The organism is Serratia sp. NCCP-200, from assembly GCF_059697885.1.
This window is the reverse complement of sequence record NZ_BAAKUJ010000002.1, coordinates 228514-250535: the sequence shown is the minus strand read 5'-3', so window position 1 is coordinate 250535 and position 22022 is coordinate 228514. Positions and strand designations below refer to the sequence as shown.

At 55.1% G+C, this 22022-nt stretch carries 21 protein-coding genes and 1 other RNA gene; 10 read left to right on the top strand and 12 right to left on the bottom strand.

The genetic code is table 11. From position 1 onward, the window contains the following. Positions 1-69 precede the first annotated feature (69 nt). Positions 70-438, top strand: a complete 369-nt coding sequence (gene tomB, locus AC6HVW_RS06435) for an Hha toxicity modulator TomB (RefSeq protein ID WP_021180141.1) — start codon at positions 70-72, stop codon at positions 436-438. 50 nt (positions 439-488) lie between these two features. After that, positions 489-692 carry an HHA domain-containing protein gene (locus AC6HVW_RS06430; protein ID WP_021180142.1) on the top strand — a complete coding sequence of 68 codons (204 nt, stop codon included), beginning with the start codon at positions 489-491 and terminating at the stop codon, positions 690-692. A gap of 81 nt (positions 693-773) precedes the next feature. Here the strand turns inward: AC6HVW_RS06430 and AC6HVW_RS06425 are convergent, their stop codons facing one another. Next, the gene (locus tag AC6HVW_RS06425; protein ID WP_024484393.1) at positions 774-1700 is read right to left on the bottom strand and encodes a LysR family transcriptional regulator; all 927 of its coding nucleotides are present in this window, start codon (positions 1698-1700) and stop codon (positions 774-776) included. A 136-nt stretch (positions 1701-1836) separates the two neighbouring features. Between AC6HVW_RS06425 and AC6HVW_RS06420 the strand changes: the two genes are divergently transcribed. After that, entirely contained in the window at positions 1837-3624 is a 1788-nt protein-coding gene (locus tag AC6HVW_RS06420) for an adenine deaminase (protein ID WP_071683005.1), read from the top strand. Positions 3625-3700: 76 nt separating this feature from the next. Here the strand turns inward: AC6HVW_RS06420 and ffs are convergent. Continuing rightward, an RNA gene (ffs, locus tag AC6HVW_RS06415) (signal recognition particle sRNA small type) lies at positions 3701-3797 on the bottom strand. A gap of 228 nt (positions 3798-4025) precedes the next feature. Here ffs and AC6HVW_RS06410 point away from each other — a divergent pair. Next, entirely contained in the window at positions 4026-4340 is a 315-nt protein-coding gene (locus AC6HVW_RS06410; protein WP_021180150.1) for an MGMT family protein, read from the top strand. A 54-nt stretch (positions 4341-4394) separates the two neighbouring features. On the opposite strand, the gene AC6HVW_RS06405 is transcribed toward AC6HVW_RS06410, so the two are convergent. Then, the gene (locus AC6HVW_RS06405; protein WP_115158622.1) at positions 4395-4883 is read right to left on the bottom strand and encodes a YbaY family lipoprotein; all 489 of its coding nucleotides are present in this window, start codon (positions 4881-4883) and stop codon (positions 4395-4397) included. Between the two features lie 235 nt (positions 4884-5118). Here AC6HVW_RS06405 and tesB point away from each other — a divergent pair, with 235 nt between their 5' ends. After that, positions 5119-5982: an acyl-CoA thioesterase II gene (tesB, locus tag AC6HVW_RS06400; protein WP_021805471.1), complete on the top strand. Its 864-nt coding sequence runs from the start codon at positions 5119-5121 to the stop codon at positions 5980-5982. A gap of 53 nt (positions 5983-6035) precedes the next feature. Here tesB and amtB read toward each other — a convergent pair whose 3' ends face one another. From amtB to AC6HVW_RS06375, 5 genes are all read right to left on the bottom strand, one after another. Continuing rightward, a complete protein-coding gene (gene amtB, locus AC6HVW_RS06395) occupies positions 6036-7322 on the bottom strand; it encodes an ammonium transporter AmtB (protein ID WP_059200022.1) in 1287 nt (428 codons plus the stop codon). A 37-nt stretch (positions 7323-7359) separates the two neighbouring features. Continuing rightward, on the bottom strand, positions 7360-7698 hold the full coding sequence (gene glnK, locus AC6HVW_RS06390) for a P-II family nitrogen regulator (protein WP_004949337.1): 339 nt from the start codon (positions 7696-7698) through the stop codon (positions 7360-7362). Between the two features lie 273 nt (positions 7699-7971). Beyond that, on the bottom strand, positions 7972-9750 hold the full coding sequence (locus tag AC6HVW_RS06385; RefSeq protein ID WP_071683007.1) for a SmdB family multidrug efflux ABC transporter permease/ATP-binding protein: 1779 nt from the start codon (positions 9748-9750) through the stop codon (positions 7972-7974). Continuing rightward, on the bottom strand, positions 9743-11518 hold the full coding sequence (locus AC6HVW_RS06380) for a SmdA family multidrug ABC transporter permease/ATP-binding protein (RefSeq protein WP_071683008.1): 1776 nt from the start codon (positions 11516-11518) through the stop codon (positions 9743-9745). The genes AC6HVW_RS06385 and AC6HVW_RS06380 overlap by 8 nt, the downstream gene beginning before the upstream one ends. 80 nt (positions 11519-11598) lie before the next feature. Then, positions 11599-12060: an Lrp/AsnC family transcriptional regulator gene (locus AC6HVW_RS06375; protein ID WP_021180156.1), complete on the bottom strand. Its 462-nt coding sequence runs from the start codon at positions 12058-12060 to the stop codon at positions 11599-11601. A gap of 122 nt (positions 12061-12182) precedes the next feature. Between AC6HVW_RS06375 and AC6HVW_RS06370 the strand changes: the two genes are divergently transcribed. Continuing rightward, positions 12183-13232: a PLP-dependent cysteine synthase family protein gene (locus tag AC6HVW_RS06370; RefSeq protein ID WP_024528386.1), complete on the top strand. Its 1050-nt coding sequence runs from the start codon at positions 12183-12185 to the stop codon at positions 13230-13232. Positions 13233-13318: 86 nt separating this feature from the next. Here AC6HVW_RS06370 and cof read toward each other — a convergent pair whose 3' ends face one another. Then, the gene (gene cof / locus AC6HVW_RS06365; protein WP_021805476.1) at positions 13319-14140 is read right to left on the bottom strand and encodes an HMP-PP phosphatase; all 822 of its coding nucleotides are present in this window, start codon (positions 14138-14140) and stop codon (positions 13319-13321) included. A gap of 131 nt (positions 14141-14271) precedes the next feature. On the opposite strand from cof, the gene AC6HVW_RS06360 reads away from it, so the two are divergent. From AC6HVW_RS06360 to AC6HVW_RS06345, 4 genes are all read left to right on the top strand, one after another. Beyond that, the gene (locus AC6HVW_RS06360) at positions 14272-15978 is read left to right on the top strand and encodes an SgrR family transcriptional regulator (RefSeq protein WP_071683010.1); all 1707 of its coding nucleotides are present in this window, start codon (positions 14272-14274) and stop codon (positions 15976-15978) included. A 163-nt stretch (positions 15979-16141) separates the two neighbouring features. Beyond that, entirely contained in the window at positions 16142-16840 is a 699-nt protein-coding gene (gene queC, locus AC6HVW_RS06355) for a 7-cyano-7-deazaguanine synthase QueC (RefSeq protein WP_024528383.1), read from the top strand. Positions 16841-17009: 169 nt separating this feature from the next. After that, positions 17010-18152 (top strand): IS481 family transposase, encoded by a 1143-nt coding sequence (locus AC6HVW_RS06350; RefSeq protein ID WP_137751106.1) that lies wholly within the window; start codon positions 17010-17012, stop codon positions 18150-18152. Between the two features lie 299 nt (positions 18153-18451). Next, positions 18452-19744 (top strand): polysaccharide deacetylase family protein, encoded by a 1293-nt coding sequence (locus AC6HVW_RS06345; RefSeq protein WP_071681990.1) that lies wholly within the window; start codon positions 18452-18454, stop codon positions 19742-19744. A 32-nt stretch (positions 19745-19776) separates the two neighbouring features. Here the strand turns inward: AC6HVW_RS06345 and panD are convergent, their stop codons facing one another. The 3 genes from panD to panB all read right to left on the bottom strand — a co-directional run bounded on the left by panD (position 19777) and on the right by panB (position 22019). After that, positions 19777-20157, bottom strand: coding sequence for an aspartate 1-decarboxylase (panD, locus tag AC6HVW_RS06340; protein WP_024484346.1), 381 nt, complete (start codon positions 20155-20157; stop codon positions 19777-19779). A 136-nt stretch (positions 20158-20293) separates the two neighbouring features. Then, entirely contained in the window at positions 20294-21148 is an 855-nt protein-coding gene (gene panC, locus AC6HVW_RS06335; protein WP_024484347.1) for a pantoate--beta-alanine ligase, read from the bottom strand. A gap of 76 nt (positions 21149-21224) precedes the next feature. Then, positions 21225-22019 (bottom strand): 3-methyl-2-oxobutanoate hydroxymethyltransferase, encoded by a 795-nt coding sequence (gene panB / locus AC6HVW_RS06330; RefSeq protein ID WP_497569305.1) that lies wholly within the window; start codon positions 22017-22019, stop codon positions 21225-21227. Positions 22020-22022: the final 3 nt, after the last annotated feature.

Genomic DNA, 22022 nt, shown 5'->3' with positions numbered 1-22022 from the left:
CATATGATGTTAAGTCAATGTACTCACAGAGTGTTATCAACACCGAAATTAAGACTGACGGGGGATGATATGGATGAGTATTCGCCTAAAAGGCACGATATTGCTCAACTCAAATTCTTATGTGAAAATTTGTACGACGAAGGCATCGCCACCCTGGGTGACAGCCACCACGGCTGGGTTAACGATCCAACGTCCGCCGTCAATCTGCAGCTTAATGAGCTGATCGAACATATTGCTTCGTTTGTAATGAGTTTTAAAATTAAATACATGGACGAAGGTGATTTATCGGAACTGGTCGAAGAGTACCTCGACGATACCTACACGCTGTTTAGCAGCTATGGTATTAATGACTCCGATTTGCGTCGCTGGCAAAAAACCAAGGCACGCACATTCAGATTGTTCTCAGGAGAGGGCGTCTGTACCACGATGAAAACTTAGGGGATAATTATCCTCAAATAATTTTATGGTTAATAAGACTAAAGGTTATCATGACAAAAATTGACTATCTGATGCGTTTGCGTAAATGCACCACGATTGAAACCCTTGAGCGAGTGATCGAGAAAAATAAGTACGAACTCTCTGACGATGAGCTAGAGCTGTTCTACTCTGCCGCCGATCACCGCCTGGCCGAACTGACCATGAACAAGCTGTACGATAAAATTCCGGTCGCCGTTTGGAAATTTGTAAGATAATCATAGTAGCCTTGCGTTGAGCCGATAATATTATCGGCTTCAATGGTCGCTCAGATTAAGCATTATCTTAAAAATTCAAGTTTACTTGCCTCTGAGCTGAAAATCGTGCAGTAGCAACTGGAAACAGTTTTCAATTAAAGGCGAGTGATTTTGTTTTGCGCTGCGCATAAGTGCCACAGTGCGGCTAAGTAATGGCTGTTGTAATTGAATAACGGTTAATTCTTCATCGTTTAAATGCGTCGTATAAAGCTGAGGCAAAATAGCCACCGCTAATTGTGACCGCACCAAACCATACAAGGTTTCCAGAAAATCCACCTGATAACGCGCCGTTAAGTTAAGACGATGGCTTTCCGCCAGTGCCGATACCAATCGACTGCTATTCCCTTTCGAAAATACCGCAATATCTCTGTTAGCCAATTGCCGCCAGGGCAGATGATGTGGATCCGCCAAGGGATCGTCCCGGCGCATCACTGCCACAAACGGATCTTCCTGCAACGGATAAATCTCAAGCCGATCTGGCACCGAGCTGTCCAAAGCCCCTATGCCGAAATCTATCTGCCCATTTTCCAACTGTAGCAGCAGGGAATCATTGGTTTGATCGTGGAATTCTACGCGTAAACGCGGGAAATGTTGCGCCAGCAATCGCGGTACCGCAGGAAACAGCAGATTGCTCACCGAAGGCACCAGACCGATACGTAACGTGCCATCCCCTCCGGCCAACATAACGCGCTGCATATCATCAAAGGTAGCGTGAGCCACATTCAGCAGCCGTTGCGCATGCGGCAGGATCGCCGTGCCTAGTTCCGTCAGGGTCACCGCAGAGGCCGTTCGATTGACTAATTTCCCGCCAAGCACGGTTTCGACTTGCCGCAGCGCACTGCTTAACGCGGGCTGGCTGATCGCCAGACGGCTGGCGGTATCGGTGAAATGTCGTAGCTGCGCCAGGGTCACAAAATACTGAATTTGCTTGAGGGAAAGCGCGGGTAACCGTCGCCATGGCTCGGACATAACCTAACCTGCCAGAAAAAGAGGTAAACGTTTGCCACAGCATAAACGTTTCTTATCACGCAATAAATTAAATCATCTGTGCAAAGCTTACGCCCCCGCCTACAGTAACTCCCTTACTCTTATTCCGGGGATTATCATGACCACCTTTTCTGTCAGTAACGGTGAACGCCAACGTGCCGTACAGGCTGCGCTGGGGAATACGCCGTTTGATCTCTTGCTGAGCAATGCCAACCTGATCGACATGGTCACCGGGGAAATTCGCCTGGTTGATATTGGCATTGTCGGCCCACTGATCGCCAGCGTTCATCCTTGTGGCTCCTTGCCAACGGCACATCGGACACAAGACCTGGCGGGAGCCTACCTCAGCCCTGGTCTGATCGATACCCATGTGCACGTTGAGAGTTCCCACCTGCTGCCAGAACGCTATGCCGAGATCGTCGTCGCACAGGGAACCACCACCATCTTCTGGGATCCGCATGAATTGGCGAACGTGCTTGGCGTTGCGGGAGTGCGCTACGCGGTAGATGCCAGCCGCAACCTGCCTCTGCGGGTGATCTGCGCGGCGCCCTCCAGCGTGCCTTCGACGCCTGGGCTGGAAATGTCAGGTGCCGACTTTGGCGGCAACGAGATGGATACCATGTTAGCCTGGCCCGAAGTGGGCGGCGTGGCGGAAGTGATGGATATGCACGGCGTGCTGCACGGCAGCGAACGAATGCAGGAGATCCTCAACGCCGGGCTCAACAGCGGCAAATTGATTGAAGGCCACGCGCGCGGTTTGAGTGGCCCGCAGTTGCAAGCCTATCTGGCCGCAGGCGTGACCTCCGATCATGAGCTGACCTCTGCTGCCGATGCCTTGGAGAAATTACGCTCCGGGCTGACGCTGGAGATCCGGGGCTCTCACCCTTATCTGCTGCCTGAAATCGTTGCGGCATTAAAATCGCTGCCGCACTTCTCCTCCCAAATCACTCTCTGCACTGATGATGTACCACCCGATATGCTGCTGGAGAAAGGCGGCGTTATCGCCCTGCTCAATCTGCTGATTGAACACGGATTACCGGCCACCGATGCGCTACGGATGGCTACGCTCAATGCCGCCATACGCTTGCAACGTAACGATCTGGGCCTGATTGCCGCAGGAAGGATCGCCGATCTGGTCGTCTTTGACTCCCTGGAATACCTTCAGGCCAGCCGGGTTTACGTTGCTGGTCAGTGTCTGGCAGAGCAGGGAAAAATGCTGGCTCCAGTACAAGCTACTCCAGGCGTATCCGCACCACGTGACACGCTCCATCTGCCACCATTGACCGCAGATGATTTCATCATGCGGGTAGCTGCCATTCGTCACGGACAGGCCACGTTGCGCCATATCAAAGGGGCACGTTTTACCCAATGGAATGAAACCACGGTAGAAGTCCGCGACGGTAAGGTCCAGCTCCCGCCGGGGTTCAGTCTGATCTGGGTACAGCATCGCCACGCCCGGCACCCAGCCAAGCCTCAGTTGGCATTGCTGGAAGGTTGGGGCGAATTACGCGGGGCGATTGCCACCAGCTACTCTCATGATTCGCATAACCTGGTGGTGCTGGGCCGCGATCCTCATGACATGGCGCTGGCCGCCAACGCGCTGATCGCTACCGGCGGCGGCATGGCTCTCAGTCAGAACGGTGAAATATTGGCGCAGGTGGCCATGCCGATCGCCGGTATGCTTTCCGATCTCCCTGCCGCCCAGCTGGCTCAGCAGTTTAAAAACCTGCGCGATCTGAGTGCCAAGGTTGCAGACTGGGAACCACCCTACCGGGTGTTCAAAGCGATTGAGGGCACCTGCCTGGCATGCAATGCCGGACCGCACCTGACGGATTTGGGCCTGACCGACGGCACAACACGCCAGATAGTTGATCCGCTGGTTGCCTGCTGGGAAACCCCGGCATAAACATCATATAGGTAAGGCATCGGCGGCTTGTCGGTGCTTTTTTTGGGGGGGGGAGAAAGCTAGAAATTGGTGGAGGCCCTGCCAGCTACATCCCGGCACACACGTCACTCGCTACGGCTGCTTCCTTCCGGATCTGACCGAGTTCACCAGTTAGTGTTGCGGGAGAACCAACAGGGCCCCCATTGACGGCTTCTTGAATTGCGAAGCGGTGGGCATTATCGGTGATGGCCAGGCAAATAGCAAGCCAACCGGGAGCAACCGCTGTTTTCTTACCCATCTCGCCTGTGGCACACTAGTTAATATTGATGACCCAGTGGAGATATTGCTCAATGGGTAGGGGCGCCGCATGTGCCCGTTTTGCTGTAGGCAGCGTTTCCACACATCACACAGGATAAACAGCCATGCAACCAGAAGACGCAACCTTCAGCCAGCGCGTATTTCATATCCTGGCCGCCATTCCTCCTGGCAAGGTCACCACCTACGGCGAAGTTGCGCGGCTGGCAGGCTCACCCCGGGCAGCACGCCAGGTTGGCGGCGTATTACGGCGTTTACCAGAGGGCAGCACCCTACCCTGGCACCGGGTCATTAACCGCCACGGGCAGATCTCACAGCAGGGTGAAGATTTTCAGCGCCAACGGCAGGCGTTACTGGCAGAGGGAATTATTTTCGGCCCGCAGAGCACGGTTGATTTTGAACTGTATGGCTGGCACGGGTAAAAAAAACAGCCTCTGGCCAGAGGCGCAAAGGCTGTCAGATGCAGACACTGCTGCTTACGGAGCTGGGGTCGGAGTGACCTGAACCGGAACGTTTTGTACCGGTACCAGCAGCAGATCGGCCTGGGTCCCGTTGCGGTTAATCACTTCTTGGATCGTGTCGGTGATAAACATCAACTGGCCATTCACCGTAATCGCCGCGCTCAGGATGATACGCGCATTAGGCTGAATGTCCGCAGGGTTATACGGTAGCGTAAAGCGGAACGGACTCTGCATACCCTCGGTACGTATCGCCTGCTGCGAAATCACTCGTGAAGGGGCATCAGCAAGTGATGCATCGGACAGGGTCACGGTCAGTACCGCATCCGGTGGCAGCGCGATACGCTGGCGAATATTAACTGAGCCCTGCACCACCGGGCCTTGGATCTGCGTTTGCGAGGCCGCAGCGTTAGCCGTCTGCGTTGGCACATCCGCATTCTTGTGGGCACAGCCTGCCAGTGTGATCGTCAATGCAGCTGCTCCCCCTACCATTTGCCAGAGTTTCATGGGTCGGTCTCCTTTATTATTAGTCACATGTTGGTGGCTTAAACCACTACACTGATTAAACCTAGCACAAAATACTAACAACTACCTATCGGACTAGACCTAAATAGCCCGAAGGGCTCATGACGCATGCCTCTGGCTGCAACAGCTTCCTTCGCCGAAATAACGCAATATATTGACGTCCTGCCATCATATTCAGCACACTGCGCAACATGATGACTAAAAGGATCGCCACTTTATGAGCCAGGCACTGCACAACCTCCTCGAACTGCTGGATTTGGAAAAAATTGAAGAAGGTTTATTTCGTGGCCAAAGCGAAGATCTGGGGTTACGCCAGGTCTTTGGCGGTCAGGTGGTCGGCCAGGCGCTGTATGCTGCCAAGCAAACCGTTCCTGCGGAGCGTATCGTTCACTCCTTCCACAGCTATTTCCTGCGCCCTGGGGATAGCAGTAAACCGATTGTTTATGACGTAGAAACCCTGCGTGACGGCAATAGCTTCAGCGCGCGCCGCGTTAGCGCTATTCAAAATGGCAAACCCATTTTCTACATGACGGCCTCTTTCCAAAGCCCCGAGCAAGGTTTTGAACATCAAAACACCATGCCGGATGTCCCACCGCCGGAAGGATTGATGTCGGAGTCAGAAATTGCACAAAAGCTGTCGCATATGCTGCCGGAAAAGGTGCGCGACAAATTCATTGGCCCGAAGCCGATCGAAATGCGCCCGGTGAAATTCCACAACCCGTTGAAGGGCAGCGTGGAAGAGCCTTATCGCCATGTCTGGTTCCGCGCCAATGGCACCATGCCGGACGACCTGCGGATCCATCAGTATCTGCTTGGCTACGCCTCTGACTTCCACTTCCTGCTGACGGCGCTACAGCCGCATGGTGTCGGTTTCCTCGAGCCGGGAATGCAGGTGGCGACCATTGACCATTCAATGTGGTTCCACCGTCCGTTCCGGATGGACGATTGGCTGCTGTATGCGGTAGAAAGCACCTCAGCCTCCGGTGCCCGTGGCTTTGTGCGCGGCCAGTTCTACACCCGCGACGGTGTGCTGGTAGCGACGACGGTGCAAGAAGGCGTGATCCGCAAGCGCGATATTTAAATGAAAAAGGGGCGATGTTTCCATCGCCCCCTCAGGGTTTAATTCAACATATTTTACTGGTTGTAAGCATTCTCGCCGTGGCTGTTCACATCCAGACCTTCGCGTTCCTGCTCTTCCGGTACGCGCAGCCCCACCACGGCCCCGGCGACCTTAAAGGCGATAAACGCGGCCACGCTTGACCACACCAGCGTCACAACAACGCTCATCAACTGGACCCACACCTGATGCCCCATGGTAACGCCATCGGCGTAGCCCGTTCCGCCCAGTGATGAGGCGGTAAAGACACCGGTCAACAGACAGCCAACGATACCGCAAACCCCGTGCACACCAAACACATCGCAGGTGTCGTCTACTTTCAGCCATTTCTTCAGCGTAACCACGCCCCACAGGCCAGCAATACCACCTACCAGGCCGATAATCAGCGCACCGCCTACACCCACGGTACCCGCCGCTGGCGTAATCGCAACCAGACCAGCGATACAGCCCGAGCAGGCTCCCAGCAGAGAAGGTTTACCCCGTACGACCCACTCGGCAAAGGTCCAGGAGAGGATTGCACCGGCAGTGGCTATCACCGTATTGAGGAATGCCAGCGCCGCAATACCGTTGGCCGCACTGGCTGAACCGGCGTTGAAGCCAAACCAGCCGATATACAGGATCGAAGCTCCGGTAAATACCATCGGCAGGTTGTGTGGCTTAAAGGCCTCTTTGCCATAGCCGGCACGTTTACCCAACAGATAGGCCCCTACCAGACCAGCGCTCGCGGCGTTGATATGCACCACGGTACCGCCCGCAAAGTCCAACGCGCCGTCGGCTGCCAGGAAACCACCGCCCCAAACCATATGCGCAATCGGCAGGTAGGAAATCGTGAACCAGATGGCGGCAAAAATAACCACCGCAGAGAAGCGGATGCGTTCGGCAAAGCCGCCCACCACCAATGCCACGGTAATACAGGCGAAGGAGCACTGGAACGCCACGTGGATCATCTGGCTAAAGGTGCCGGTCAGGCTGTCTATCCCGATCCCTTTGAGCATCACCGTCTGGAAGCCACCGAAGAAGGCGTTACCTTCGCTGAACGCCAAGCTGTAGCCATAAATGACCCACAGCACACACACCAGGGCAAAGGTGACGGTCACCTGAGTCAACATTGAGAGGACGTTCTTCGAGCGCAGCAGGCCGCCGTAAAACAGCGCCACTCCCGGTAAAGTCATAAACAGCACCAGCGCGGTGCAAATCATCATAAAGGCGTTGTCCGCCTTGTCTGCCACCGCCGGAGCGGCCAGAGCCAAAGAAGGAACCAGGGTTACCAAACTCAGGCCCAACGTGGATAACAGTCTTTTCATTATCAATCCATCCCCATTCAGTTGACTGAGCCTGCGATCACAGAGCCGCTTCGTCGGTTTCGCCGGTACGAATTCGAATCACACGTTGCAATTCGGCAACGAAAATTTTGCCGTCACCGATCTTGCCGGTGTAGGCCGCCTTGCTAATCACATCAACCACTTCATCCAGTTGGTCATCGGCAATAGCGATATCAATTTTGACCTTAGGTAAGAAATTGACGCTGTACTCTGCTCCACGATAGAGCTCGGCATGACCCTTCTGGCGGCCAAAGCCTTTGACTTCGGTTACGGTCAGCCCCTGAATACCTACAGAGGATAAGGCTTCACGCACGTCCTCTAACTTGAATGGTTTGATCACCACGGTAACCAGCTTCATATTGCCTCTCCACGATTAAGCCCAAAAACTTACCCCCGGTACGACTCATATAAAGCAAAGGCTGTGCCACAAATTATTTTTTATTTAAATTCAATTGATTATATAGAAATACCCACAACCAGAGGCCAGCACTGGACGAAAGCAGAGATCGCAGCCGGAAGATTGCGCACTTTTTTGGTGCATTACGCGTTGGGAAAGTGCAGTAGGAGGGAGTTGAAAAGCGCTATTGCCTGTTGGTGGTGCGGGCTCCTGGAGCGGAGCCCTTGCTTAAGATTATGCGGGCTGAGTTTCGTCGCGAGTCGTAGCAGCCAACTCTTCACCCACCAGCTGTAGCTGATACATCTGGTAGTAGCGGCCCTGCTGTGCCAACAACTGCTGATGGTTCCCCTGCTCCACGGCATGACCGCGATGCAGTACCAGAATAGAGTCGGCATCCACAATGGTTGAAAGGCGGTGGGCGATCACCACCAGCGTCGTCTGCTCGCGGATCAGCCGTAAGGCGCGTTGGATCGCCTGCTCGGTGCCGGAATCTATATTGGCGGTCGCTTCATCCAGGATCAGGATCTGCGGTGCCTGGACCAACACGCGCGCCAAGGCCAACAACTGCTTCTGTCCTACGGACAGATTATTCCCCTGCTCCCCCAGGCGCGTATGGATGCCCTGTGGGAAGCTACGCACCAGTTCACCCAGTTGCACCGTTTCCAGCGCCTGCCAGACCGCCTCTTCACCGATAGAGCGACCAAGCGTGACGTTCGCCAGCACCGATTCCGCCATTACCACCGGATCTTGCTGCACCATGGCAATGCCTTGGCGCAGGGTACGATGTGAAAGGCTGGACAACGGGCGGCCATCCAGACGAATTTCCCCTTCGCTCAGCGGGTAATAGCCCATCAACAGGTTAGCCAAGGTGCTCTTTCCGCTGCCGGTATGACCCACCAGGGCAACAAAACCCCGTGACGGCACCTGCAACGAGATATGTTGCAGCACTTTTTTGTCGCTGCGGTAGGCAAAGCTCAGGTCGCTGATATCAATACGGCCGCTCGCCAACGGGCGATCGTCACTGCCATAGCTCTGCTGGCTGCGATCCATCAGCTCGAAAATACGCTCACCGGCCACCACGGCCTGCTGCAATATCGATTGCTGGGCGGTCAGCTCAATCAACGGTTCGTTCAAACGGCCAAGATAGTTGATGAAGGCATACAGCACCCCCACGCCAATCGCGCCTTCACCGCTGAAGCCAAACAGCATCAACAGGCCACATAGCACCAAGGCAGAGAACAGGCTAAGCAGTGGCCGTAACAGAAAACCATCCAGGCGCAGCGTCTGCATCCGGGCGGTGTAATGCGAGCGGCTGGCCGCACTCATGCGCTCACCAAAACGGATCTGCTGACGGAACTGCTGGATCACCCCCATGCCGCTGATCACTTCGTTGAAGCCATCGTTGATATCCGCCAGGTAGCTACGCATCCGCCGCACGATCGGCGTGCTGTAATATTGATAGATCCCCATCACCACCATCACCGCCGGGAAAATGCAGATCGCCACCAGCGCCATACGCCAGTCCAGGCTGAACATCGCCACCAGCATCGCCCCGATCAGCGCCGCACTTTTCAGTACCGTGGACACCACCATCACATACAGATCTTTGATCACTTCGGTATCGTTGGTCACCCGCGAGATCAATTGCCCAACAGGCTGGGTATCAAAGGCGCTCAGCGGTTGGCGCAGGGCTGCATCCATCACATCGATGCGTAACCGTTGTACCACCCCGACCGCCACCCGATTAAACAGGATGGCCTGGAAATAGTGCAACGCCGCAGCAAGCAGTTCCAGCAGGATATAAGCCACCGCCAGGGAGCTGACGATCATCAGCGGCAGCTGCCCTTTGGCAACGTAGTTATCAATAAAGTAGCCGATCAGAATTGGCCCGGCGACTTCCGCCGCCGCCGCTACCCACAACATCAATACCGCCAATCCCAGGGGTTTACGATAAGGCGAGCCATAAGCCAGCAAACGTTTCAGCGTTGGCCACATAGTTTGTATCTTACTCATCGGCCAAAACCTCCTCGGAGCCATCAGGAGCCTCATCCAACGCCGCTTCCAATTGCTGATAACGATGCATGTCGCGATACCAGCCAGGCTCACTAGCCAATTTCCCATGCTGCCCGCGCTGTATCACCGAGCCGTGTTGCATCACCAGGATTTCGCTGGCTTCCGTCAGGGCCGAAAGGCGGTGCGCGCTGATGATCACCGTGCGGTTTTGCCCCCAACTGCGCAGGTTATGCAGGATCTGGTGTTCGGTGCGCCCATCCACCGCTGAGAGAGCATCGTCGAGGATCAGAATTTCCGCTTCCAGCAGTAGCGCCCGCGCGATGGAAATACGCTGTTTCTGGCCACCAGAAAGCATCACGCCGCGCTCACCCACCTCGGTCTCGTAACCCTGAGGCAAACGCAGAATATCTTCATGCACGCTGGCCAGGCGCGCGGCCTGTTCAATCTGTTCCTGAGTGGCCGCCGGGTTGCCCAAGGCAATATTATTGGCCACGCTATCGGAGAACAGGAACGGCGTCTGGCTAACAACCGACAGGCGTGAACGCCACTCGTCGAGCTTGATCTGGGTGAGTGGCAAGCCGTGATAGCTGATATGACCGTCATCAATATCGAATTGGCGCTGGATTAACGAAAGCAGCGTCGATTTGCCCGAACCGGTAGGCCCACACAATCCCAACATTTGCCCAGGCTGCAGCTGTAACGCCACGTCATGCAGCGCGGGTTTGTTGGTTTGCGGATAATGGAAAGCGTTGATTTCCACACTCAGGTTGCCGCGCCCGGCGGGCAGATCGAGTTGGCCATCCTTCACGGCCGGCGCCTCTTCCAGCAGGCTGCGGATACGGCTATAGGCGGCACTGCCGCGCTCGACGATGTTGAACATCCAGGCCAGTGCCAGCATTGGCCAAATCATCAGGCCGAGGTACATGACAAAGCTGGTCAGTTGGCCCAGCGTAAGGGAACCGTTAACCACCATCCAGCTACCGCCGCCGATCGCCAGAAGGTTGGCCGCACCGATAGCGATGTAAATCGTCGGATCAAAGCGCGCGTCAATTCGCGCCACGTGCATATTCTTCGCGCCGGTTTGCGCGGCCACTTCGGCAAACTGGTTGGACTGATGATCCTCCAGGCCAAAAGCCTTGATCATACGGATGCTGGTCATGCTCTCCTGTGCCTGATCGTTAAGGCTGGAGAACGCGGCCTGCGCCGACTTGAAACGCTGGTGCAGCTGATCGCCATAGTATTTGATGACGATCGCCATGATCGGCATCGGGATCAGCGAAAGCAGGGTCAATTGCCAACTGATCTGGGTGCTCATCACAATCAGCACCGCCAGCCCCATCACCAGAGAGTCCACCAGCGTCAGCACGCCTTCACCGGCGGCAAACACCACACGGTCGACGTCATTGGTCGCTCTGGCCATCAGATCGCCAGTTCGGTGACGCAGATAGAAGGCCGGGTTCTGACGACTGAGTTGGCGATAAAAGTTTTCCCGCAGTTCGACGGCTAGTTGGTAGGAAGCCCCAAACAGCAGCACTCGCCACACGTAGCGCAGCAGATAAACCACAATGGCGGTACCAATCATCAACCCAAGCCAGGCCATCAGTACCTTGTTGGACATCTGATCCTTGGTGACACCATCAACAATGATGCCAACCAGCTTAGGCGGCAGCAGTTGCAGGATGGCAATGGCAATCAGTAGCACCACGGCCCCGAGGTAGCGGCGCCACTCGCGGCGGAAATACCAGCCGATTTGAGCAAAGAGTCTCACGCAGTTTTATTCCAGACAGTATCCGACAAATTACCGGCTGCAGCCCTGCAACCTTAACATTCAACAGTTGAGTGACGATTTCACTCTGGCACGGGTAGCGCCGTGGTGTATTTGATTTTTTCCATCGCGAAGCTGGAAGTGACATCAATCAGCCCCGGCACGCCGGTGACCAGGCGTTTATAGAAATTGTCATAGCTTTTCATGTCCGCCACCTCGACCTGCATCAGGTAATCATACTCCCCCGCCATACGGTAAAACGCCAACACTTCCGGCATCTGCGCGGTGAGATCGACAAATTTCTGATACCACTCGCTGCTGTGTTGCTGGGTTTTTATCAGCACAAACGCCGTCAGGCCAAGCCCGAGCTTTTCATTATCCAGCAGCGCGACACGTGCGCGAATGTAACCTTCATCTTCCAGCCTTTTTAGCCGTTTCCAGCAGGGCGTTGAGGTCAGATTCACGGCTTCGGCCAGCACTTGCAGCGATTGCGTACAGTCCTGTTGCAGCATGCACAGCAGTTTTCGGTCAGTTTTATCCAACATAAGGTGATTTCATAGAAAATATTTCTCCCATTAGGCGATTAAACAGGAAAAATGGCAATCCTTTTTTCTCGCTGAACCGCTATGCTACTGCATAAATTAAGACCCTATTTTGAGGCCAGATCATGACAAACGCTTGGGTAAAATATGCTATTGGTGAAATAGAAGCGGATTTCCAACGCTCCGCCGATACGCACTTGATCCGCTTGAACCTGCCGGAATTTCCCGGCATCTATCTTTACCTGAAAGATGAAAGCACCCATCCCACCGGCAGCTTGAAACACCGCCTGGCGCGTTCGCTGTTTCTGTATGGCCTCTGTAACGGTTGGATCAACCAGAACACGCCGATTATTGAAGCCTCATCGGGCAGCACGGCGGTATCTGAAGCCTATTTTGCCCGCCTGCTCGGCCTGCCGTTTATCGCGGTAATGCCTTCCTGCACGGCTAAACGCAAGGTCGAGCAAATCGCCTTTTACGGTGGCCGCAGCCATTTTGTCGATCATGCTGCCCAGATTTATGCGGTGTCAGAGGAGTTGGCCAAAGAGCTGAACGGCCATTATATGGATCAGTTCACCTTTGCCGAACGCGCCACCGACTGGCGTGGTAACAACAACATCGCCGACAGTATTTTCCGCCAGATGGAGCGCGAACCGCACCCGGTTCCGAAACACATCGTGATGAGTGCAGGCACTGGCGGCACTTCGGCAACGCTGGGGCGCTACATTCGCTATCAAGGGCATGATACCCAGCTCACCGTGGTCGATCCGGAAAACTCGGTGTTCTACGACTGCTTCCATCATGGCGATCGTACCATCATCGGCAGCTGTGGCAGCCGCATCGAAGGGATTGGTCGCCCACGCGCCGAACCGTCGTTTATCCCTTCGGTGATCGACAACATGTTGCGAGTGCCAGATGCCGCCAGTATCGCCACCATTTATTGGCTGGAAAATATTCTTGGTCGCAAGGTTGGTGCTTCAACCGGGACCAACGTCTGGGGAGCACTGCAACTGGCCAAGCAGATGCGGGATAAAGGCGAGCAAGGTGCCATCGTCACCCTGCTATGCGACAGCGGTGAACGCTATCTGGATACCTATTACAACAGCGACTGGGTCAGCAACCATATTGGCGATCTGACGCCTTACAGCGCCCAACTGGCTAACTTGTCAGGCAAATAACTTGTTAAGCTACCAGCTTATCAAGTTAATTTCAGGAAATAAAAAAAGCCGGGTAGTCATACCCGGCCGGCTGTAATGCTAATACCTCAGAATTCGGGGGAATAGGTGAGGTGTGGTGAACGCAGCCAATGTTGTAAATAGTGAGCCACCGCCTGCTGTTCGCAGTGGCCGATAACCTGTAGTTGGGGTAGTAACGATTTCAACTGTGGCAGGGCATTGCCCATCACCACGCCGTGCCCGACTCCCGCCAGCATTTCCTTATCATTCATCGCATCGCCAAAGGCCATGCAATCAGCCAACGTGAGCCCCAGATGGCGACTCAGCCTGTCCAATGCAGCGCCCTTATTACAGCCCTTTGGCAATACTTCGAGGCAATCATAGGCCGAGAAGCACAGGTCGGCACGGGTGCCGAAATGTTCACTCAACTGTGCCTGCAGTTTGACCAGTTCTTCATGAGGGGCACAGAAACAGACTTTGCTGTTGCCAAACGCGGACAGACGGCGCAAATCGGTGAGTTGGAAATGAAAGCCACTGAGATGATGTGCAGCCAGCATTTCCGGCACAGCGGTTTCGGTCAACCATCCCTCATCACGAAACACGTGCATGCTGGCAGAGGTGCGCCAGTGGGTATGCAACACCTCTTCGGCAATCTCCGCCGGTAAGTCGGTAGCATGCAGTTGCTGCCCTTGCTGATCATAGACGCGAGTACCGTTACCGGTGATCAGGTAACCTTGTAAACCCAGTTGCGCCATGATCGGCTGGGCATCGAGGTAATGCCGCCCGGTGGCAAAGGTCACCACCATCTCCCTGTCGATAAGCTGCTTTAACGCGCTCAGCGTTTCCGGCCCGACACGGTGATCGGGGGTCAGCAGGGTGCCGTCCATATCGAAAGCGGCCAGGCGATACATAGGAACCTCGTAAATGTGAGCACAATGGCAATCAACGCAGTATGGGGTGGTATTTGCGGAAGTAATAGTGAACAATTTGCCTAAACGCTTCCTGATTTATCTTTCATCACTTGTCCCCTTAGGATAACGCTATGCGCCTGGTTCATCGCCTCGGTCAGTATCAACGTTTGTACCACCAGCTAGGCAGCGCGCCGGTGGCGATCACGATCGGTGAATTAGCTGCGATCTTCTATTGTAGCGAGCGACATGCGCGCACTCTGGTGCAGCAGTTGCAGCAACAAGGCTGGCTAAGTTGGCAATCACAGGCCGGCAGGGGGAAACGCGCGCAGTTGCAGTGCCTGAAAACCCCCGATGAACTGCGGACTGCGCATCTCCAACGTTTACTGCAACTGGGCGATCATCAGGGAGCCTTGGAAATGGCGCAGCTGGCGCCACAGCATCTGCAAGAGTTGCTAAGCCCCCACCTCGGCGGCCAATGGCAGGAGGGCAGCCCTACGCTGCGTATCCCTTATTACCGCACATTGGAAAAACTCGATCCGTTGACGCTAAGCGGCCGTGCGGAACAGCATCTGGTCGCGACCGTTTATGCCGGTTTGACGCGCTTCAATACCGGTTGCCCCGAGCCACAGCCCGATCTGGCCCATCATTGGCAGATTAGCGAAGACGGCCTGCGTTGGCAGTTCTTTCTGCGCAGCCAGCTGCGATGGCATAACGGCGAGGCCTTGACGGGCCAACAGCTATTGCAAACCCTCAACACCCTGCAACACCATCCGCGCAGTCAGCCATTATTGAGCAGCGTGGCGGCAATCAGCCTGCCGCATGCGCTATGCGTCCAGTTCGATCTGCAAATGCCCGATTATTGGCTGGCGCACCGGCTGGCAGAACTGCCCTGCCTGATGACACATCCAGAGTTACCGAGCCTCGGCGCAGGTCCGTTTAAGCTGGCACTAAACGAGCCGCATATGGTACGGCTGGAACTGCATCCTTACTACCATCTGCAACATCCTTATCTTGAAAGCATCGAATACTGGATCACGCCAGAGCTGCCAACCCGCAGTACCGACACCAGTTGCCAGCACCCGGTACGCATCACCATCGGCCAGCAGGAAGAACTGGCACAGGCGCGGCCGGTACAACGCAGTATGAGCCAAGGGTGGTGCTACCTGGCAATTAACCAGCGCCGTGGCGTACTGAGTGAGGCACAAGGGCAAAAGCTGCTGATGCTGATCCAGCGCTCAGGGCTGCTGGCCAGTTTGCCCATCCAGCAGGGCGTGATTATGCCAAGCCATGAAATGCTGCCGGGCTGGGCGATCCCTGAGCATGATGTCAGACAGGATGTTGAGCTGCCCCCTCGATTGACGCTGCTGTACCATCCACCGATCGAACTAGAGAGCGTGACTCAGGCTTTGCAACAGTTGCTGGCGGAACATGGCTGCCAATTAGAGGTCCGCTATTATTCCGGCAAACGTTGGCAAAGTACCGAGCAGGTAGCCCAAGCCGATCTATTGCTGGCCGATAACCTGATTGGTGAAGCCCCGGAAGCGACGTTAGAAAGCTGGCTACGTCGCGATTTGCTGTGGCAAGGGATTTTGCGAGAAAAGGATTGGCAATACCAACAGCGAACCCTGCAACAGATCCAGCAATGCCCAGCACCACTGCAACGCTACAGCCAGCTAAAAGCGTATTATCAACAGTTGATGGGGGCGGCAATCCTCACGCCCCTATTCAATTATCAGTATCAGGTCAGTGCCCCTCCGCGCATACAGGGCGTGATGCTCACCGCCTACGGCTGGTTTGATTTTTGCCAGGCTTGGCTGCCACCACCGCTGGATGATTAGGTTACCCTACGCTGTGGCGAGCATTTCTGATAGCATCCCGCATGTGTGTTATGAAGCCCAATAGCGCCAGGTTCAGGCCAGTAACGCTGTAGCCTGGGAGTAAAGGGCATAAACCGGCCGCCCGAATGTGCATCGGGAATGGCCCTAGCAAGAAGGTAGATTTATGAAACGCGCAGTCGTCGTTTTTAGCGGTGGACAAGACTCCACGACCTGCTTGATCCAGGCATTGCAACAGTATGATGAAGTTCACTGCATCACGTTCGATTACGGCCAGCGTCACCGCGCCGAAATCGAGGTGGCCCAGGCCCTATGCCAAACCCTGGGAGCCAAGGCGCACAAGGTTTTGGACGTTGGGTTGCTCAATGAGCTGGCCATCAGCAGCCTGACTCGCGATAACATTCCGGTCCCCACCTACGACAGCTCACAGACCGATGCCTTGCCAAGCACCTTTGTGCCGGGACGCAACATCCTGTTCCTCACCCTGGCGGCGATTTATGCCTACCAGGTGGAAGCCGAAGCCGTGATCACCGGCGTGTGCGAGACGGATTTCTCGGGCTATCCGGATTGCCGCGACGAGTTTGTTAAGGCTCTGAATCAGGCCATCGTGCTGGGGATCGCCCGTGATATTCGCTTTGAAACTCCACTGATGTGGCTCAACAAGGCTGAGACCTGGGCGCTGGCGGACTATTATCAGCAGTTGGAACGTATCCGCCATGAGACACTCACCTGTTATAACGGCGTTCAAGGCGACGGTTGTGGGGAATGTGCGGCCTGCCACCTGCGCGCCAACGGGTTGCAGCAGTATCAACAGGACAAGGTCGGCGTGATGGCCAGCCTGAAGCGGAAAACCGGGTTGGTTTAAGCCAGTTCATGGGCGGCTGCAATGCCGCTCAATAAGTCAGATTAAGCCATCGTTGGATCCCCTCACCCCAACCCTCTCCCTGTACAGACCGGGGACATCATGAACACTTGTTCGGGGACATGGTAGACACTTACAACATAGGTATGAGTACTTCTGAGTGGAGCTGCTTATGCCGTGGGATGAGAGATCTGCCATGTCATTACGTACCGAGTTTGTGCTTTTCGCCTCTCAAGAAGGCGCTAATATCCGTGCGCTATGCCGCCAGTTCGGCATAGCGCCTGCTACCGCATACAAGTGGTTACATCGCTGGCAGTCTGATGGGCGGGCCGGTCTGAACGAACGTTCTCGAGTGCCACACCATTCCCCTTCCAGAACACCCGATATCGTTGTCGAACACCTCCGCGCTGCGCATCTGGCCCATCCGATGTGGGGGGCGCGCAAGCTCAAGCGGTGGCTCGAGATGCAGGGGCATGCGTTACCTGCCGCCAGCACCGTGCATAACCTGATGCGCCGCCATGACCTGCTACCGGGGGGGCCGTCACCGGCTCCCACCATCGGACGCTTTGAACATGACGCACCGAATCAGCTCTGGCAGATGGACTTTAAAGGTCACTTCCCCTTCGCCGAAGGGCGTTGTCATCCGCTGACCTTGCTGGATGACCATTCGCGCTTCTCGCTCTGTCTGGCGCACTGCCCGGACGAACGACGAGTCACCGTGCAGTCTCAGTTGATAGAGGTGTTCGAACGTTATGGCTTGCCGGAGAGAATTACCATGGATAACGGGGCACCCTGGGGCGACACGACGGGCAGTTGGACCGCGCTGGAACTGTGGCTGATGCGTCAGGGTATCCAGGTGGGTCACTCGCGGCCTTATCATCCTCAGACTCAGGGTAAGCTGGAGCGCTTCCACCGCAGCCTGAAGGCAGAACTCCTGCAGGGACGGTGGTTTACCGATGCCGCGCAGTTGCAGGAGGTGTTCGACGCCTGGCGAGATACCTACAACCTGGAACGCCCACACGAAGCCCTGTCAATGGCGGTGCCAGCGTCCCGTTATCAGCCTTCATCGCGACAGTACAATGGCAATCCGGCGGCAGCCGAGTATGACGAGGGGGTCCTGGTCAGGAAAGTGGATGTCAGTGGAAAACTGAGCCTGAAAGGGATGGGGCTGAAAGTGGGCAAGGCCTTTATCGGTGAATATGTCGGGCTGAAGGAAAGTGAGAGAGAGGGCTACTACGAGGTATGGTGGTACAGCACGAAAGTAGGGACGATCGACCTGAGAAATAGGTCGATCATCATGGGTAAAGGATGTTAAAAAGTGTTCACCATGTCTTTGAACACCTGTCTACCATGTCCCCGGTCTGTACACCCAAAAGGAGAGGGGACCGATCGAGTTGGGCTGAAAGTGTAGTGATTCTTCATGGGCCCCGATTTATTCACCTTGGATGAGGGAGTGATCGAGTTTACTGCTATGACCCCCTTTATTTCAAAAAAAGTAGGGGCTAACAGCTCCCTCTCCCTGTGGGAGAGGGTTGGGGTGAGGGCGATTCGTGCTATGCTGGCGCTCCACATTTTTTTCATTTTTTCACAACGCACTCGTAAGCAGAACAAACCATGCAGCCTCAACATAAGATAGCAGCAGGGCTACTCGGCATTGTTATGTCGTTGTTGGCACCGGCGGCGTTGGCGGATTTGTTGTCAGAAGACAGCGCTATTCAAGCCCAATACATGGAAGTGCAGCGTAACAGCGAGGTTTATTCGTTGATCGGTGAACATGTGATCCCGGTCGGTGAAGTGAAAAAAGGGCAATTGATCCAGATGTTCCCGGCGGATGCGGAATATTACGAGCTTAAGTTTGGCTACGGCACCGGCTTTATTGATAAAAACGACGTTCGCGCCATCAGCAAAACCCGTAAGGTGAAGGACGATCTGGGGGATCTGAACAAACCGCTGACCAATCAGAATCTGATCACCCAGCGCGCAATTAACGTCTATACGGCGGCGGATAACAAAAGTGAAATTTTTGGTGTACTGGAAGAGAACCTGCGCTATCCGATTATCGGCAAGCTGAAAGACCGGCTGAATAATACCTGGTACGAGGTCAATATCGGCGATCGTCTGGGATTTGTCAGTGAGTTGGACTGCGAAGTCGACAACGGCATTCCTGTGCTGACCTATCACCACCTGCTGAAAAATGAAGAGAACAAACGTTTCCGTAATACCTCAACCACCACCTCGGACGTGGCTTTCAGCAACCAGATGACCTATTTGAAGCAGACGGGTTATGACACCATCTCGATGTATCAGCTGGAAGCCTACCTGAATAATCAAATCAACCTGCCGGGCAAAGTGGTGCTGCTGACCTTTGATGACGGGTTGAAGTCGGTTTATCGCTATGCGTATCCGGTACTGAAGGATTACGGTTTCCGCGCTACGGCGTTTATCATTTCTTCACGTATTAAACGTCATCCGCAGAAATGGAATCCGGATTCGCTGCAGTTTATGAGCATTTCAGAGCTGAAAGAGATCCAGGATGTGTTTGATATCCAGTCACACACACATTTCCTACATCGTACCGATGGCAACCGTCGGCCGATCCTGCTCAGCCGTTCACTGCATAATATCGAATTCGATTTTGAGCGCTCAAGACGGGCGTTAGAGCAGTTTAATCCGCATGTGCTGTACCTTTCCTATCCCTTTGGTGGTTATAACCAAAAGGCGATCCAGGCGGCAAAAGATGCCGGGTTGCATTTAGCCGTGACCACGGTGCAGGGGAAAGTGAAACCGGGTGATAATCCTTATACTTTAAAACGGCTGTATATCCTGCGTACCGACTCCATCCCCACCATGGCGGAGCGGATAGCCAACAAGTCAGGTGCGTTACCGGGCGTGACGGTAACAGAATAGAGAGAAGACGGGCGCTGAAAGCGCCCGATTTTTTAGGCAACCTGAACGGGGACGGCTTTCGCCTTGCGTTGCAAGTGGTTGTCACCTTCGAAGTAGGCGACTTTGGGGTGGTGCTGGCGGGCATCGGCATCGCTCATCTGCACGTAAGAACAGATAATCAGTTTGTCACCCACGCAGGCACAGCGGGCGGCCGCACCGTTGACCGAAATAATGCGCGAACCGCGTTCGGCGGCGATGGCATAGGTGGAGAAACGTTGGCCGTTATCCACGTTGTAAATATCGATCGCTTCATATTCCAGGATCCCGGCGGCTTCCAGAAAATCCTGGTCAATGGCGCAGGAGCCTTCGTAGTGCAAGTCAGCCTGAGTCACTTTCACCCGATGCAGCTTGCCTTGCAACATAGTACGTATCATAGCGTTACCTAACTGAATATCGGCCTTTTCAGGCGGCTGAAGAAGAACTGCTTCCTTGCACTATTTTTCGTCACCGAAAACCCGGCCAGTCTACCGCCAACCGGGTAAAAACGGCAACGACTGTACAATAAAGGGCTTACTGCGTCAGATCGACCTGCTGATTATCGATCAGGCGGGCTTTGCCCAACCAGGCGGCCATCAGCACCACGGCGCGGCGGCTTTCTACGCCCAGCGGTTGCAGCGTGTCTGCATCGCGAATAAACAGCTCGTCTGGGGTGAAACCTGCTGCGCGCAGCTTTTCGGCCGTCTGCGCCAGCAACTCTTCGATGTGGCGTTCGCCGTTGCCGAGCTGCTCTGCCAGGGCGTTCATGATTTTGCTCAACTGTGGCGCGATCTTGCGTTCTTCTGCGGTGAGATAGCCGTTGCGGGAGCTTAGCGCCAGCCCGTCTTTGGCGCGCACCGTTGGCACGCCAACGATATCAATGTCATAGCCCATATCCGCCACCATCTTGCGGATCAACGCCAACTGCTGATAATCCTTCTCGCCAAAGCAGGCCAGATCCGGTTGGATCAGATTGAACAGTTTGCTGACGATGGTGGAGACACCGCGGAAGTGGCCCGGACGGCTAGCGCCTTCCAACATGGTGGAGATCACCGGTACGTCAACGCTGGTATGTTCTTCCAGCCCTTTGGGGTAAATTTCGGCCGGGGCAGGGGCGAAGATCAACTCGACATTACGGCGATTGAGCTTTTCACAGTCTTCCTGCAAGGTGCGCGGATAGCGCTCCAGATCGTCTGCACGTTCGAACTGCAGCGGGTTAACGAAAATGCTCACTACTACCACGTCGGCACGGGCGCGGGCTTCTTCCACCAGCGTCATATGGCCTTCATGCAGATTGCCCATGGTGGGCACCAGCGCAACGCGTTTGCCCTCTTGCCGCCAGCGGCGGATCTGTTGGCGCAGCAGTGGCAGGGTTTCGATAATTACCATTCCATAACTCCTCGGTGCCCCCTCGGTGTGAAGTACCGAGGGATAAGCTAGTTAGCTATCAATCGTGGCCGGTCACTCAGTTGAACGAGTGCGCTTCGTCGGGATAAATACCTTGCTCGACTTCCCGAATATACAGCTGCACGGCGCCGCGAATATCGCCGCCCTGCGCCAGAAAGTTTTTGGCAAATTTAGGGGTATGGCCGCCGGTGATCCCCAAGGCGTCATGCATCACCAGGATCTGGCCATCGGTAGCATTGCTGGCACCAATACCGATCACCGGGATCGACAAGGCTTCAGTAACCTGGCGGGCCAGTTCGGTCGGTACGCACTCCAGCACCAGCAACTGCATACCGGCCAGCTCCAGATTCTGGGCGTCGATCAGCAGTTGCTTGGCCGCCAACTCGTCGCGCCCCTGTACCTTGTAGCCGCCAAATACATTGACGGATTGCGGCGTGAGGCCAAGATGGCCGCAGACGGGGACGGCGCGCTCCGTGAGCATTTTCACCGTTTCGCAGAGCCAACTGCCGCCTTCTATTTTGACCATGTTGGCCCCAGCGCGCATCACCTCGGCCGCGCTTTGGCAGGCAAGCTCAGGCGTGGCGTAACTCATGAAAGGCAGGTCGGCCAACAGCAGGCTGGCTGGTGCCCCACGGCGTACCGCGCGGGTATGGTAAGCCACGTCGGCCACGGTTACCGGCAGCGTTGAGTCATGCCCTTGCAGCGTCATCCCCAGCGAGTCGCCGACCAGCAATACTTTAATACCTTGTTCTTCAAACAGCTGGGCAAAGCTGGCATCGTAGGCGGTAATAGTCGCAAACTTGCGCTGCTCCTGCTTCCACTGGCGTAAATGGCTCAGGGTGGTAGGTTTCATCAC